At 65.8% G+C, this 15,458-nt stretch carries 10 protein-coding genes; 6 read left to right on the top strand and 4 right to left on the bottom strand.

Going from position 1 to position 15,458, the window contains the following annotated elements:
* The first annotated feature begins 4 nt into the window (after positions 1 to 4).
* Complete coding sequence (locus DN388_RS15395; protein WP_078480984.1) at positions 5 to 1,276, top strand: DUF2599 domain-containing protein; 1,272 nt, start codon at positions 5 to 7, stop codon at positions 1,274 to 1,276.
* 125 nt (positions 1,277 to 1,401) lie between these two features.
* Here the strand turns inward: DN388_RS15395 and DN388_RS15390 are convergent, their stop codons facing one another.
* Positions 1,402 to 2,313, bottom strand: coding sequence for a LysR substrate-binding domain-containing protein (locus DN388_RS15390; RefSeq protein WP_043862783.1), 912 nt, complete (start codon positions 2,311 to 2,313; stop codon positions 1,402 to 1,404).
* Positions 2,314 to 2,533: 220 nt separating this feature from the next.
* Between DN388_RS15390 and DN388_RS15385 the strand changes: the two genes are divergently transcribed.
* The 4 genes from DN388_RS15385 to DN388_RS15370 all read left to right on the top strand — a co-directional run bounded on the left by DN388_RS15385 (position 2,534) and on the right by DN388_RS15370 (position 4,788).
* The gene (locus tag DN388_RS15385) at positions 2,534 to 2,743 is read left to right on the top strand and encodes a hypothetical protein (protein WP_043862784.1); all 210 of its coding nucleotides are present in this window, start codon (positions 2,534 to 2,536) and stop codon (positions 2,741 to 2,743) included.
* A 23-nt stretch (positions 2,744 to 2,766) separates the two neighbouring features.
* Entirely contained in the window at positions 2,767 to 3,036 is a 270-nt protein-coding gene (locus DN388_RS15380) for a hypothetical protein (RefSeq protein ID WP_043862785.1), read from the top strand.
* Between the two features lie 95 nt (positions 3,037 to 3,131).
* Complete coding sequence (locus DN388_RS15375; RefSeq protein ID WP_054914513.1) at positions 3,132 to 3,818, top strand: transcriptional regulator; 687 nt, start codon at positions 3,132 to 3,134, stop codon at positions 3,816 to 3,818.
* A gap of 52 nt (positions 3,819 to 3,870) precedes the next feature.
* Positions 3,871 to 4,788, top strand: coding sequence for a pyridoxal-phosphate dependent enzyme (locus DN388_RS15370; RefSeq protein ID WP_054914512.1), 918 nt, complete (start codon positions 3,871 to 3,873; stop codon positions 4,786 to 4,788).
* 6 nt (positions 4,789 to 4,794) lie between these two features.
* Here the strand turns inward: DN388_RS15370 and DN388_RS15365 are convergent, their stop codons facing one another.
* Complete coding sequence (locus DN388_RS15365; RefSeq protein ID WP_043862787.1) at positions 4,795 to 5,502, bottom strand: MgtC/SapB family protein; 708 nt, start codon at positions 5,500 to 5,502, stop codon at positions 4,795 to 4,797.
* Positions 5,503 to 5,958: 456 nt separating this feature from the next.
* Between DN388_RS15365 and DN388_RS25415 the strand changes: the two genes are divergently transcribed.
* A complete protein-coding gene (locus DN388_RS25415) occupies positions 5,959 to 6,045 on the top strand; it encodes a hypothetical protein (protein ID WP_081315094.1) in 87 nt (28 codons plus the stop codon).
* Positions 6,046 to 6,063: 18 nt separating this feature from the next.
* Here the strand turns inward: DN388_RS25415 and DN388_RS15360 are convergent, their stop codons facing one another.
* Both DN388_RS15360 and DN388_RS15355 read right to left on the bottom strand, forming a co-directional pair.
* The gene (locus DN388_RS15360; protein ID WP_255000920.1) at positions 6,064 to 6,786 is read right to left on the bottom strand and encodes a Crp/Fnr family transcriptional regulator; all 723 of its coding nucleotides are present in this window, start codon (positions 6,784 to 6,786) and stop codon (positions 6,064 to 6,066) included.
* A 26-nt stretch (positions 6,787 to 6,812) separates the two neighbouring features.
* On the bottom strand, positions 6,813 to 15,404 hold the full coding sequence (locus DN388_RS15355) for a glycoside hydrolase family 94 protein (protein WP_255000918.1): 8,592 nt from the start codon (positions 15,402 to 15,404) through the stop codon (positions 6,813 to 6,815).
* Positions 15,405 to 15,458 lie beyond the last annotated feature (54 nt).

The raw sequence follows: 15,458 nt of genomic DNA, 5'->3' as shown, positions 1-15,458 counted from the left end.
GACCATGAACAGGTTAAAGATGTTGATGTTTCTGGGGTGCGTAGCAGCCAGTGCGCCGGGGTTGGCACAGTGGGCGCCTGGCTCACCACGCAGCTCGCTGGAGGACGGCAACGCCACCGTAGCCGACCTCAGGTACAACTACAGCGCAGGCAACTCGCATTGCGGTGATTCAGGCAAACCGCCGTTTCTATGCAGCGGTGTCCTGATGCGCGTCACCCAGCGGCCGCAGAACCCCGGGGCATTTCGCATCTGGGACCCTAGCCCGACCTCGGCGAGAAGTGGCGGAACGTCGTTCTCCTACATACGTTACGACGCAAGGTTCAGGTCAGTGGCGTGGGGCTTCAACGACGGTCTGATCATGTATCCCCAGGACCGCAGGCCAGCGGGCAAGGACCTGCTGATGGTGCAGTGCGCCTACAGCATGGATGGCTGGAACTGGTTCAGGAACACACCCTGCGGCACCATGGTCTACGAGGGAGTTGTTTACCCACACAGTCGGCCATGCCAGAGCCAGGGCGTTACCACGCCACAACAATGGCTCGGGATCTGGTACCAGCCCGCCAAGTACCGCCCGCTGAATCAATGCGGCTTCGACATGCGCAGGGGCGTTGCCAACAGTGCCGGTTACTTCATGCTCATGCTGCAGATGAAAAACATACTGGCCGCAGAAGGGTTCAGCGAGCAGAACGAACTTGTTGTTACGACATGGCCGGCGGGTCGTGCCAGAACCCTGCCCATCCAGGCATTCTTCTATATGCCAGTGGGTGTGCCTGCCCACTGGCCGGCAGGGGTACCGAACGGGCTGGCCGCTGCCAGGCTCAACCAGAAAGAGTTTCGGGCCGACACCGGCATCATCGTGCCCATTGTGCGGCTGACGCCACCTGCCAACATCAATGATCACTTTCGCTTCGACTTTATCGTTGCCGATCAAGCCGAAACAGGGTCGACCGGGGTCGTGCCTCCGAAACCGGTGCCAGGCCGCTGCCCGCGCTACATAGACTCGGTGAAATGGGGCGCGATCAATGGCAACCAGTGGAGCCTGGAAATCAAGCCTTCCGCCTGTACCCGCACTATCGCCGCAGACCAGACCGACCTGGCGTTCCAGGAGCTGCTGAACAAGGCCGGCAGTGACCGGCAGTGGAGCAACACCAACAGCATGCGTCGCCAGTTCGTCTGCCTGCTGACCACGTACCGAACCAAAGCATCCTGGTTCATCGAGCCGCATCGCCCTTATGTGTCCCACGAGGCGGCGGTCAAGGCCAACTGCAACCCCTAGGTTGTTGCAGGCCCGCACTTTATTGCGGCCGAGCACAGGTCGTGAGTTGTCGCTTTATTGATACCTGCTGAAACTAAGCACTTGGCAGGCAGACGCAGTTACAGCGTGCAGTGATCGGCCCGCTTTCACGCCAGCCACAGCCTGAACTGCTCCTTGCAGTAATCCACGAACAACTGCGCAGGCTTGGTCAGCTGCGCACGTTTGAGCCAGGCGGCCACCAGTGCCGAACCGGTCACGTCTTCGGCGATATCCACGCACACCAGTGGCTGGCCGTCATAGCTGATGGTGGAACGTGGCCGCGTCACCAGCAGTGCGAAACCGAAACCCTGGCCGACCATGCCGCGCACCATCTCGATAGAGGGCGAGCCGAACACGATGTTCGGGTTCAGGCCCAGTTCCTCGAAAATGCTCACGAAATAGGTACGGCTGGGTTGCACGTCCAGCAGGATCATCGGCTCAAGTACCAGGTCGCGCAGCGAGACCTGGGCTTGACCGGCGAAGCGATGGCCAGCAGGCAGCAGGGCGTAGGGCCTTTGCGGCGCGGTCAGCGGCTCGGTTTCGATGGTGCTGTCCAGGTCATGCTGGTAGAAGATCGCCAGGTCGAAGCGGCCGGCCGTCAGCCCCTGTACCAGCTCTTGCTGCTCGCCATCGCGCAGGCGAATTTCCACGCCCGGAAAGCGTTGGCGAAACCCGGCGATCAGCCGCGGCAGATAGAGTGGGGCGACGGTTTCGAAACAGCCGATGTCGATCTGCCCACTCACCACGTCGTTGTCCGCCAGGGCGTTCTGCTCGAACTCATGGGCCATGCGCAGCAGTTCCTGAGCCTTGCGGTAGAACCGCGCACCGCCCGGGGTCAGTGAAACCCCCTGGGCATGATGCCGAATCAGCAACTGTACGCCGAACCCGTCTTCGAGCCCCTTGATGGCCGTGGATATCGATGGCTGTGCGATGTACAGCTTGCGCGAGGCTTCGGCCACGCTGCCGCATTCGACCGTGGTGACGAAATATCTAAGCTGACGCAGGGTATAGGACGCCACGCAAACACCTCAGGTTGTAGTTTTTGCCTACCTTACCGCGTGCTGGCCTTGCGTGCCCCGCAGGTTGCAGCGGATTTTGCGGGGCACAGAGCATATTTTTCCTTCGCTGGCGGGTACGCGGCCCCTGACCATTGATCGGCTGGCTGGCACCTACCACGTCCAGGGGCCTCGAAAAACTGCAGGGCCCGCATTTGTCGGACCACGACCTGAGGTGACCGCCATGGCTATCGATCCACGCCCGCAGGATGACCCCCTGTGGAAGGACCCGCTCAACGACCCGCGACGCGAACACGACCCGGTGACTGACCCGAATGTGCGTGGCGACGACGATCGCCGCGAACACCCTAACGACGTCGAGGGTATTCCCGACACCAACCCGTCAGTGCCCGAACCTGACGAGCCGACGCCACTGTCGGATGAACGACGCTGAACCTGTACTGGAGGACGCCAAGCATGATTCATGACCCGCGCAACCGCGAGCCCGTTGCTGAAGACCAGCCACAACCGCTGCCGCAAACCTGGAAACGCCCGGACGATGGCAAGAGCCTGCCTGAACGCGATGTGGAGGTGCCGTTGCAGGATGCCGGACGCCCGGACGAAGGAGGGCAGGAGCAGAGCAATACACCCGAACCTCACAAGGAAAACCCCTACAGCCCTGACTTCAAGCCACAACGTGAGCGCAAGCCGCGCACTGATGCCGATATCGATACCGATGGTGGCTAGCACGCGATTTTGTGCTGCGATGATTTTAACGAACCGTTGAAAATTAAACTTTATGTTGATATTTTCTCGGTTCGTTTTTTCTTGTGGTGCGCTCGATGGCCCTCGATACAACCCCTGAACGCCAGCTGGTGCTGGGCGTACTGCACGCAACGGTGCAGATGCTTGGCACTGTGCTGGGACGCACCACCGAGGTGGTCCTGCACGACCTGACCCGGCCGGAACATTCGGTGATTGCCATTGCCAACGGGCATGTCAGTGGGCGTCAGATCGGCAGCCCGGTACTGGCCGGGCCTCGTGAAGACCAGGGGTTCAATGCGGTGCTGCAGGCCCTGCGCGACAAGGGCAGCCATACCCCGGTGGTGGTGGGCAACTACCCGAGCCTGGGCCGCGACGGCAAGACCCTGCGCAGTGCCACTGCGGTGTTCCGCGACGCCTTGGGCGAGCCCTATGCCAGCCTGTGCGTGAACACCGACTTCAGTGGCATCGCCGCCGCCCAGGCGTGCCTGGAACAACTGCTGCCCGGCACCGGGGCAGCCCCCGGCGAGCCCACCGAGAATCAACCCGACCTCGAGCAGTTGATGGCGCAGATCATTGATGCCGCCCTGCACGACGCACGCAGCCAGGGCCGGCGTATCGCCAAGGCGCAGAAGCTCGAGGCGGTGCGCCAGATGCACGATGGCGGACTGTTCATCGTCAAGGGCGCCGTCGAGAAAGCTGCCGCCGCACTCGGGGTGACACGCTACACCATCTACAACTACCTCGATGAAATCCGCAACCGCTGAGCAAGCGTTGAAATTCAATCGATCGTCGAACTGGCCTGACCTGGAGCCTGGTATGTCCCTGCATCTCGAAACCCCTTTGGTGCCTTCGCGCCCGCTCAGCCTGGCCAGCGGCCAGGACGTGTGGCTCAAGCTCGACGCCCTGCAGCCCTGTGGCTCGTTCAAGCTGCGTGGCGTGGGCCTGGCTTGCCAGGCCTATGCCAGGCAAGGCAAGCGCCGCTTCGTGTCCTCGTCGGGGGGCAACGCCGGTATTGCGGTGGCCTATGCGGGCCGCTGCCTGGGCTTGCCGGTGACCGTGGTGGTGCCGCAAACCACCACCGAGCGCGCCAGGCAGCTGATTCGCCAGGAGGACGCCGAGGTCATCGTGCACGGCAGCGCCTGGCACGAGGCCAATGCCTATGCGCAATCGCTGCTCACCGACGACGCGGCCTTCATCCACCCCTTCGACGATCCGCTGCTATGGCAAGGCCATGCCAGCCTGATCGACGAGGTGGTCATCAGTGGGTTCAAGCCCGATGCGATCGTGCTCTCGGTGGGCGGGGGCGGCCTGTTGGCCGGGGTGTGCGAGGGGTTGGCACGTAACGACTGGGCTGACGTGCCGGTATTTGCCGTGGAGACCGACGGCGCCGCCTCGCTGGCTGCCGCGATGGCCAGCAAGGCCCCGACGGCCCTGCCCGCAGTGACCAGCGTGGCGACCTCGCTGGGGGCCAAGCAGGTATGCCAGCAGGCCTTCGAACTCAGCCAGCAACGGCCGATTCACAGCCATGTGGTGACTGACGCTCAGGCGCTGGATGCCTGCGAACGTTTTCTGCTCGACCACCGTATCCTGGTGGAGCCGGCCTGTGGTGCAGCGCTGGCGCTGGCCTATGCACCGAGTGAGGCACTCAAGGCATATCAGTCGGTGCTGGTGGTGGTGTGCGGCGGGGTGACGGCCACCCACGAACAGATCCGCGAGTGGCGCGCCAGTTGCTGAAGCGGGTCAGTCCGACGCCAGCTCGAATACCTGCCAGCGTACCGAACTGACGCCTTTCTCAAGGCTCACCCGGCTGGCCAGGTGCTCGAGCTGCGAGGGCGCCTGCGGGTCGCCCATCAACTCGGCCCGCACCTCCAGCTTGGCCGGGTTGGGCAGGTCTTCACTGTGCAGTGATTGCAGGCGCAGGCCGCTGCTGCCAAAGCTGTGCAGCATCAGGCTGCGTACCTGGATCTCGTCTTCGGCGCGGCATACGATGCGCACCTCGTAACGCTGCTCGGCCTCGCTGGCCGGTAACACATCCTGCTGGTTCAGCCGCTGGGCGATGTCACGCAGCAGGATGTTGGCGCATAGCACCATCAGGCTGCCCAGGCTCGCCTCAAGCAGTAACCCCAGGCTGCACAGCACACCGACGGCGGCGGTACACCACAGCGTGGCAGCGGTGTTCAGGCCGCGCACGTTCATGCCGTCGCGCATGATTACGCCGCCGCCCAGAAAACCGATGCCCGACACCACATAGGCCGCCACCCGCGAAGCGTCGGCCGGGAGCATGCCCGGTACGGCCTGGGTCACCAGCACGAACAGGCAGGCGCCGGTGCTCACCAGCGCATTGGTGCGCAGCCCGGTGAGGCGCTGACGCAGTTGACGTTCAGCGCCGATCAGCGCCCCCAGTACCAGCGCGACAGCCACGCGCAGCAAGAATACTTTCCAATCCATGAACCACCTCAAGGCACCGGCAGACAGCCGGCGTCAGCGCACTTGTGCGCGTAAAGATTTCGGGGATGGCAACGGGTACGAGCAGCCGACACACCTCGTCACGATGAGGGGCGTCAAGCGGGGAGGGGAAATGAAGATGCGTCATCCCGCCAGGAATGCGGATCGCCACTGACCACCGTGTTCGGCGAGCAGTGGCAGAAGGGTCTGCTGGACTAGCTCGCCGGCTGTACCTGTCGCAATCGACTAGGGCAACTGTCCAATGCAGGACTCCTGTGCAGGCTTGCAAAAATGCGGGCGAGAACGTAACGCCATGGTGCGAGCCGGTCAAGGCTTTTGTTGCAAGTGAATGAGTGTGCCGGCCTGGGCAGAGGGTTCAGCACGCGTAACTTTCCCCGATGGCGTCAACTGGGCCAGCAATGGCATCCGCAGATCAACCTTGATCGATAGAGAAACCATGTGATTCTCGGCTTTTGCTTTGGAATAAATGATCAGGCATTGAGGTTCTACAAGAACCTGGCACCGGTGACGAGTTACGTACCGTAGGGTGCTGGGTATGGAAAACTAGGTACGTAACGGCAAATAGGGCAACAGGCGTTGGGTTTCACTGCGCACCACCGCATAGCATTCACAACTCAGTCGTTCCAGCTGCGGCCGATCGAGCACCTTGATGTGCCCGCGGCTGTACTCGATCACCCCCAGGCGCTGCAACTTGCCGGCCGCATCGGTGACGCCTTCGCGGCGCACGCCCAGCATGTTGGCGATCAGCTCCTGGGTCATGTTCAGCTCGTTACCGGTCAGGCGGTCCAGCGACAGCAGCAGCCAGCGGCACAACTGCTGATCGATCGAGTGGTGGCGATTGCACACGGCGGTCTGTGCCATCTGGGTGATCAGCGACTGGGTGTAGCGCAACATCAGCAGCAACAGCTCGCCATGGCGGTCGAACTCGTCCTTGAGCCGCTGGCCCGGCAAGCGGCAGGCAAGCCCGGCACTTTGCACCACGGCACGGTTGGAGGTGCTTTCGCCGCCCATGAACACCGCAATGCCCACCAGCCCCTCATTGCCCACCACGCAGATCTCCGCCGAGGCGCCGTTTTCCATGACGTACAGCAGCGAAACGATGGCATCGGTGGGAAAGTACACATGCGTCAGCCTGTCGCCCGGCTCGTAGATCACCTTGCCCAGCGGCAAGGCAACCTGCTCAAGGTGCGGCAGCAGCCGCTCGCGTACCGGGTCGGGCAGGGCGGCGAGCAGATGGTTCTGCCCGCTGGCTGGATCATGGGACATGGGGCCGGCATCCATAGGGTAAGGCCCTAGGGTACTCCCTTTAGCAAGGGTAACGTCGCGGTTGCCGATGCAGCGCACAGCAAGGTGACCTGATGCTCGGCGCCATCATCGACCAGCGACAGGCTTGTGCCGTCGATCACCCCGCCATCCAGGCTCAGCACCTGTACGGCCTGTGTGCCCCGGTGCACATCGATGTGATAAACGCTGGCGCCATACCGGTACTGCAGGCTGAAGCCCGACCATTCTGGCGGCAGCAGCGGTTGCAGCAGCAGGGTGTTGCCCTGGCGCTCCACCCCCAGCAGCGATTCGACGATCAGCCGGTACATCCATCCGGCCGCACCGGTGTACCAGCTCCAGCCGCCGCGCCCGGCATGGGGCGCCACACCGTAGACATCCGCCGCCATCACGTAGGGCTCCACCTTGTAGGTGTCGATGCGGGTGGCATGGCCCTGGCTCTGGGGGCTGATCATGCGCATCAGTTCCCAGGCGCGGGCGCCGTCGCCCAGGCGGGCGAATGCCATGCTCGCCCACACGGCGGCGTGGGTGTACTGGCCACCGTTTTCACGAACCCCCGGTACATAGCCCTTGATGTAGCCGGGGTCGAGCGTGCCCTTGTCGAACGGCGGGTCCAGCAGCAGCACGATGCCGATATCACGCCGCACCAGGTGGCGGTCCAGCGACGCCATGGCACTGCGGCAGTGATCCAGGGGCGCGGCGCCCGACAGCACCGACCAGCTCTGGGCGATGGAATCGATGCGGCACTCCTGGTTGCTGGCCGACCCCAGGGGCTGGCCATTGTCGAAGTACGCACGCCGGTACCAGGCGCCGTCCCAGGCATGGGCCTGCAGGTTGCTGCGCAGCCGCCGCGCCTGCTCGCCGCAGCGCTGGGCAAAGCGGGCATCGCCATGCAACTGCGCCGTTTCGGCGAACCGACGCAGCACCTCGTGGGCGAAAAAGCCCAGCCATACGCTTTCGCCGATGCCGTGCTCGCCCACCTTGTTCATGCCGTCGTTCCAGTCGCCGCTGCCCATCAACGGCAAGCCGTGGGCCCCGACGCAAAGGCCGTGCTCCAGCGCGCGCTGGCAATGCTGGTAGAGGGGCTCTTGCAGGGGCGAATGACCGGGCAGGTCGTAGTAGGACTCCTCGCCGTTGTTGAGTGCGCGACCGTCCAGATAGCCGACGGGCTCGTTCAGCACCGCAGTGTCGCCAGTGATCTGCACATAGCGGCTGGTGGCCAGGGCCAGCCAGAGCATGTCGTCGCTGCAACGGGTTCGCACGCCGCGATCCATCGGCGGGTGCCACCAGTGCTGCACGTCGCCCTGCACGTACTGGTGGCGGGCACACAGCAGCAGGTGGGCGCGGCTGCTGGCAGGGTCGGCGTGCACCATGGCCATGCTGTCCTGCAACTGGTCCCTGAAGCCAAATGCACCGCCGGACTGGTAATAGCCGCTGCGGGCATGGAAACGACAGGCAATCACCTGGTACATCAGCCAGCCGTTGACCAGCACGTCCAGCGCAGGCTCCGGGGTGTGGATGCGCAGGCTGCCCAGGGTGGTGCGCCAGTGCTGCGTGACCCGCGCCAGTTCGACGTTGGCGGCGCGTACTCCGCGGTACTGCTGCACCCGCCGAGTGGCGGCCTTGGCATCCTGCTCGGCGCCCAGGCGGAACACCACTTCGCGGCTTTCACCAGGCGCCAGCTCGACGCTTACCTGCAACGCACCACAGGGGTCCATGCCGCCGCCGAGGCGCCCCGAAAGGCGCGCCCGGCGCAGGGCTGCCGGGTCGGCCAGGGTACCGTTGCGCCCCAGAAACTCGACCCGGTCGCCACTGAGGCCGGCCTGGGGCCAGTCGCAGTCCAGAAACCCCACGCGGCCCGAGAATTCGATGGAGTAGGCGTTGCGCGCAAACAGTGCGCCACTGAACGGGTCGGCTTCGGTGACGACGTGCATGGCCGACTTGCTGCGCAAGTCCCCCAGCACCCATTCCACGTAGCAGGTCGCTGACAGGCGTCGCGCACGATCGCCGGTGTTGCGCAGCACCAGGCGCGAGAATTTGACCGGCGCATCCAGCGCCACGAACACCCACAGCTCACTGTGTATGGCGTCCTGCACATGCTCGAACACGCTGTAGCCAAAGCCGTGGCGGGTTCGGTAGGCGCCGCTGCCCGGGCAGGGCGCCGGGGTCGGCGACCAGACCTGCCCGGAATCTTCGTCGCGCAGGTACAGCACTTCGCCGCCGGGGTCGCTGACCGGGTCATTGTGCCAGGGGCTCAAACGGTACTCGTGGGCGTTTTCGTACCAGCTGTAGGCACCGCCGGTTTCCGAGACGATGCTGCCGAACCCGGGGTTGGCCAGCACGTTGACCCAGGGCGCCGGGGTCGGCTGGCCCGGGCGATGATTGATGATGTATTCACTGCCGTCGGCGCTGAAGCCGCCGTAGGCGTTGCCCAGCGTGGGCGCCATGGCCAGCGGCTGCAGCGTGTAGCCGGCACTCTGCGGCCCTTGCAGCAGGCTGGGGGTGAACGGCGCCAGGGCCGGCTCGATGCGCCGCCGGTGGACCTGCTCGGCCAGGCTGCCATGGCTGTCGTTGAGTATCAGGCGTGCCACCGAGCGCATCAGCGTGCGGTCTTCGCTGGACAGCTGCTGCGCAGGACGCACGAAGATGCCGCCCGGGCGGTCCAGCAGGGCCGCTTCGACCCCGGAGGTCACCAGGCCCATGATCAGGTCCTGCAGTTGCTGGCGGTAGCCGGCCTGGTCTTCGTTCCAGATCACCAGGTCCACCACCAGGCCTTTCTGGCGCCAGTAGGCATGGGCCTGGACCATCTGCTGCACCAGCTCGATGTTGGCCGGGTCGGCGATCTGCACCAGCACGATGGGCAGGTCCCCGGAGATCGCCTGGCCCCACAGCCCCGACTGGCTGCGCCGGTTGCTGGCCAGCACGGCGCTTTCGGCGCGCAATGCAGGGTTGGCATACAGCACCGAGGCCGCCATCTGCTCGAACAGCCGGGCATCGGCCATCGAGGTGTTGAGCTGGCGCAACAGCACCTGGCTGTGGGTCCAGGCCAGGTCGAACACCCGGTCGGCCAGGTGCCGGTCGCGGTATTTGTCGATCAGGTGCAGGCAGGCCTCGCGGCTGTCGGCCACCCCGGTGACCAGGTCGATGGTGGCGCTCTGGCCAGGCTCCAGGCTGATACGGCAGCGGATGGCCACGACCGGGTCGAGCACCGCACCGGCAGTGCCGGACAGCTGCTCGCAGGTGTCAGTCAGCGCGGCCGGCGCCTGCAGGGTGCGGCCGCGGCCGATGAAGCGCGCACGGTCGGTTTCGTAGGAGATCTGCTCGATGTCCGCCCCGTGGGCTGCCAGCAGGTGGCACATCCACGGCACGGCTTCGTCACTGGCACGCGGACGCCGGCTGCACAGGATCGCCTGCAGCGGTCGCACCAGCTCGGTTTGCACGAACAGCTTGCTGAACGCCGGGTGCAGCGCATCGCTGATGGCCGAGGCCAGCACCACTTCGGCGTAGCTGGTCAGCTCCAGGGTGCGCCGGGTACGGGCGCGGTTGGTCAGGTGCAGGCGACGCAGCTCGATATCGTCCTCGGGGGACACCACGATCTCGGTGTGGCAGTCGAAGTTGAACTCGCGCACGCGAAACTCGGCGCGGGCATCGGTGAACACGGTTTCCTGGCTGTGCGCGCGATGCTGGGTGGGCTGGTAGGTCGTGGACCAGAAATGCCCGCTGGCCACGTCGCGCAGGTAACAGAAGGTGCCAAGGCTGTCGCTGGCGATGTCTTCGCGCCAGCGCGTCACCGCCATGTCGTTGCAGCGGCTGTAGCCGCCACCGGCATTGCTGACCATGACGTGGTAGCGCCCGTTGGACAGCAGTTGCACGGCCGGCCGACGACGGTCCGGGTCGGTGAACACGCGCAGCTTGGTTTCATTGCCCTGGCTGGCATCGTCGACGGTAGGCGCCTGGGCTGCATGCAGGTATTGCGTGGCGCGTTTGGGCACGCGCTCCTGCAGCAGCAGGGCACAGGCCTGGAAGGCCGGCTCGGCGGCAAAGCGCCGCTGCATGGGCTGACCCAGCAGCAGCGAGGTCAGGGCCAGCAGGCTCATGCCCTGGTGGTGTGCCATGAACGAGCGCACCACGGCAGCATCGGAGCCAGGGGGCAGGCGTGCCGGGGTGTAGTCGACCGCCTCGTACAGCCCGAACCGCCCGGCCACCCCCTGCCTGGCCAGGCGCCGCAGGTTGTGGCAGGCGGCCGCGGGCGCGACCATCAGTGCCAGGGCACTGGCGTAGGGCGCGACCACGTTGTCCTCGCCCAGGCCACGCTTGAGGCCCAGCCCCGGCACGCCGAAGGCGCGGTACTGGTAGTTCAAGTGCGCATCGACGGTGTTGTAGCCGGACTCCGAAACGCGCCAGGGCGTGCCCAGCTGGCTGGCATGCTCGATCTGGCGGGTGACGGCCGCCTGGCAGGTCTGGTCGAGCAGTGTGCCTTCGTAGCTGGGCATCACCAGCATCGGCATCAGGTACTCGAACATCGAGCCGGACCACGACAGCAGCACCGGCACCCCGGCATTGCTGGTCAGCAGGCGCCCCAGGGCAAACCAGCTTTCCTGAGGCACCTGGCCCTGGGCGACGACCACGAAACTGGTCAGGCGAACTTCGGATGCCAGCAGGTCGTAGAAGGCGCTGTCCAGGCGTCGCTCATCGACGTTGTAGCCGATCACGAACAACTCGCGGCGGGCATCGTAGAGAAAGCCGAAGTCCATGTCGGCCATGGCCTCGACGCGCTGGGCAAGCTGCGCCGCCTGCTGCATGCGCTGGCGGGCCAGGGCCTGTACCTGCAGCACCTGCGGGCGATCGGCAGCGCACCACTGCTCGGCGTCCAGCCGCGCCAGGTCGCGCCAGCAACCGGTCGGCGGCCGCTTGCCCGGTTCGTTGGTGGCAGGCAGGGCAAAACGCAGCAGTTCGTCGCGCTGCTCGGTGCACTGACGTTGCAGGCTGTCGAACCAGAAGCGCGCATCCGGATCGTCGGCGGGCGCCGGCAGGTCGAGTGCGTCCTGCAGCAGTTGCAGCAGATCGTGCGGCTGAGGTGCCAGCAGACGCCGGCATAACGCCTGTACCTCGGTGGCGGGCAGGCCGGCACTGGTCAAGGCCTGGCCGAAGACTTCCAGGGTATCGAGCAGCCCCTGGGCCTGGCGCGGGTCATCCAGCGGTGTGTCGGCCAGGCCCAGCAGGCCGGGCTTCAAGGTCAGCAGCAGACCGGCAAGATTGCCGCTGTCCACCGTGGAGACGTACAGCGGTGGCAGGGGTTTCAGGGTGAGGGTGTCGTACCAGTTGTAGAAGTGGCGCTGGTGACGCTCCAGCCCGTCCATGCTGTCGAGCATGGACTGCAGGCGCTCGAGCAGCCGCCCGCCGCCCAGGTAACCGAAATCGTGGGCGGCCAGGTGGGCCAGCAAGGCCATGCCCATGTTGGTGGGCGAGGTGCGGTGGGCAATGCGGGCAACCGGCAGTTCCTGCACGTTGTCGGGGGGCAGCCAGTGGTCGTCGGGGCCGACGTATTGCTCGAAAAACGCCCATGTCTGGCGCGCAAGGTTGCGCAGAAAGCGCAGGTCTTCGGCAGTGGGGTCGAAGTGCGCGCGCGGGGAGGGGCGGCTGATCCACCAGGCCAGTGCCGGGCTGGCCAGCCATGCCAGCAGCAAGGGCGCCGCCAGGGCCAGGGTCATGGGGCTTGGCAGCAGGCACAGGCCCACGACCAGGGCCAGTATCGGGGCGCTGCACATGCTGCGGTACAAGGCCCCCAGGCGATTGACACTGGTGCGTTCGACTTCCCGTGACGGGCTCCATTGCAACAGGCGCTGCTTGCTGACCAGCATGCGCCACAGCGTGCGCACGATGGCGTCAAGGCTGTAGTAGGCCTCGTACGGCAGCCAGGCCAGGTGCAGGCCGGCGCGCGCAAAGTGCAGGGCGCAGCCGCGCAGCGCCGCCCACAGGTGCTGCGCTAGGGGTACGTCGACAGGCTTGCGCAGCATCTCCAGCAGGGTGGCGAGCACCGCGTGGGTCAATACCAGCAACAGCGCGGCAAGGGTCCACAGCCCGGGCCGGCCCGAGGCCAGCCAGCCCCACAGCAACAGGCACAGCAATGCACCGGGCTCCAGGCTGCGGCGCAGGTTGTCGAACAGCTTCCAGCGGGCCAGGGCATCCAGCCGGTTGCGCGCATAGGTGCCGCCAGCGGTGGGCGCCCAGGGCAACACCCACGGCAGCAGTTGCCAGTCCCCGCGAATCCAGCGGTGGCGGCGCTTGACGTCGGCGCTGTAGCGGGCCGGGTACTCTTCGAACACCTGAACATCGCTGAGCAACCCGCTGCGGGCGTAGCAGCCCTCGATCAGGTCGTGGCTGAGGATGCGGTTGTCCGGCAGGCAGCCTTGCAGCGCCTGCTCGAACGCATCCACGTCGTAGATACCCTTGCCGATGAACGAGCCTTGTTCGAACAGGTCCTGGTACACGTCCGACACTGCGCGGGTGTACGGGTCGACGCCGGCGTCGCTGCCGAACAGTCGCGCATACAGCGAGCGCGCCGCGCTGGGCAGGCTGATGCCGACCCGCGGTTGCAGGATGGCGTAGCCGCGGCCAGCCTGGGCGCGGTTGAGCGGGTGCTGCATGGCCCCGACGAACTGGCGGGCCGCATTTCGCGGCAGCTGGGTGTCGGTGTCCAGGGTGATGACGTAACGTACCGCCTCCAGCACCTGGACATCCCCCACCTGCAACATGAAGCGCCCCTGACCATGCCCGCGCAGCAGTGCATTGAGATCGGCCAGCTTGCCACGCTTGCGTTCCACGCCCATCCACACCTGCTCGGCGGGGTTCCAGCGCCGCGGACGATGCAGCAGCACGAAGCGCGCATCGTTCGGGTACTTGTGGTTCAGGCCCTCGATCAGGCTGGCGGCCAGGGCCATCAGCGCGGCGTCTTCAGGCAGGGTTTCGCTGGGCGCATCGAGAAAATCGGTCAGCAGGGCAAAGTGCAGATAATCGTCACGATTGGCCAGAAAGCGCACTTCCAGCCCCTCTGCCAACTCCTCGATATCGGCGGCATTGGCCATCAGCGTGGGCACCACCACCAAAGTACGCGCCTCAGCGGGCAGGCCCTCGCTGAAATCCAGGCGCGGCAGCAGGCGGGGCGTCACGCTCAGGGTCACCAGCCAGTTGACCAGGTCGATGGCCAGGCGGCTGGTCATCACCAGCGTGGGCAGGGCCAGCGCAAGCAACACTGCCAGTGGCCAGCCATCGCGCAGCGTGGTGTACAGCAGCGGTGCGCTCAGGCCCAGCGTGAGCAGCGCCACCGGGCCGAGGAAGAACGTGAGTGGCGCGCGATGCAGCAGGCGCCGCCAACGCTCGCCCAGCGCCACGCCGGCGTGCACGCGGCGCTCGAGCTGCGCTCGCCCGGCGCCGACCAGGTAGAACCCCACATGGGTGGTGGCGCTGGCGTGTGGCAGCGGGCTGGGTGCACCGGCGGCCAGTTCGACGGCGGCGCGGGCGATTGCCGCCTGCGACTGTGCGCTGTGCCGGGACAGGCGTTCGATGACATGCCGGTAATGATCGCGGCTGGCGAAGTCCATGGCTGGGTAGATGCCGGCAGGATCGCTGCGCAGCACCCGTTCGACGTGGCTCATGTGCTCGACGAATTCGCGCCAGTCGCTGGTGGCGAGCAGCCGCAGGCTGGCAATGCTGTTGCTGACCGAGACCTGGTCGGCTGCCTGCTGCTGGGCATCGAGCTGCACCTGACGCTCGATGCTCAGGCCGGATTCGGCGAGCATCTGCTCCACCCAGGTCAGCGGCTGGATCAGCGCGGCGCTCTGGCCTTGCAGGCGGCGTGCGAGCTCGGCGACGAAGGCGGCGGTCATCGGCGGCTGCGAGCGCGCCATGTCGGCCAGCACCAGCACCACGCTCTTGGCGTCGCGCCCGGCGGTCTCGCGCAGGCGGTCGGCCCAGTCGTTGGCCAGGTTGCGGTCGGCCCAGCTGGCCATGACCCGCGAGGCAACCCGGCGCAGGTTTTCGATCAGCGCCAGGCGCAGCATGATCGGAATGGCCCACAGCTCGCCCAGCGCCAGGGAGGTGACGCTCTGGTAGGCCTCGACGAAGTGGCTCAGGCTGTCCACGTCGACGCGTCCATCGCCATGGGCGATGGTTTCCAGGGCGATGTCATACACCCGCGGCAGCCCGCTGGACACGCCGTTGGCCAGGCGTGGCAGCTCCCGGCTGTAGCCTTTGGGCAGGTGGGTCTTGGCGATGCGGATGTGTTCTTCGACCAGGTAGTAGTTGTCCAGCAGCCATTCGGCCGCCGGCGTGACCCGTCGTGCGGTGGGCTGTTCGGCGATCAGCACCGCGCAGCTGCTGGCCAGGGTCCGTTCGTTGTCGGCCAGCCGTGCCAGCAGGGTGTCCTTGCCGCTGCGGGGGCTGAGGGCGTGATGCTGGGCCAGAAAGGTGCCGTGGGCGGCCATCTGCTCGGCGCTGAACAGTTCGGAGCGCAGGATGGCTTCGTATTCGAACTTGCGGGGTGTGGTGCGCCAAAGGCCTGCGTTGCGCAGGCTGGCGCGTGCACGGCTCCAGTAATTATCCATAAAGGCCTGTAGGTGCTCGCGTCGCGGGGTCTGGCCCCCAGTGTGGCGACACAT

Origin of the sequence: Pseudomonas sp. S12(2018) (genome assembly GCF_024355235.1) — a bacterium.
GTDB classification, from domain to species: domain Bacteria; phylum Pseudomonadota; class Gammaproteobacteria; order Pseudomonadales; family Pseudomonadaceae; genus Aquipseudomonas; species Aquipseudomonas palmensis.
The sequence above is the reverse complement of the archived record's forward strand: the minus strand, read 5'-3'. Positions and strand labels throughout refer to the sequence as shown.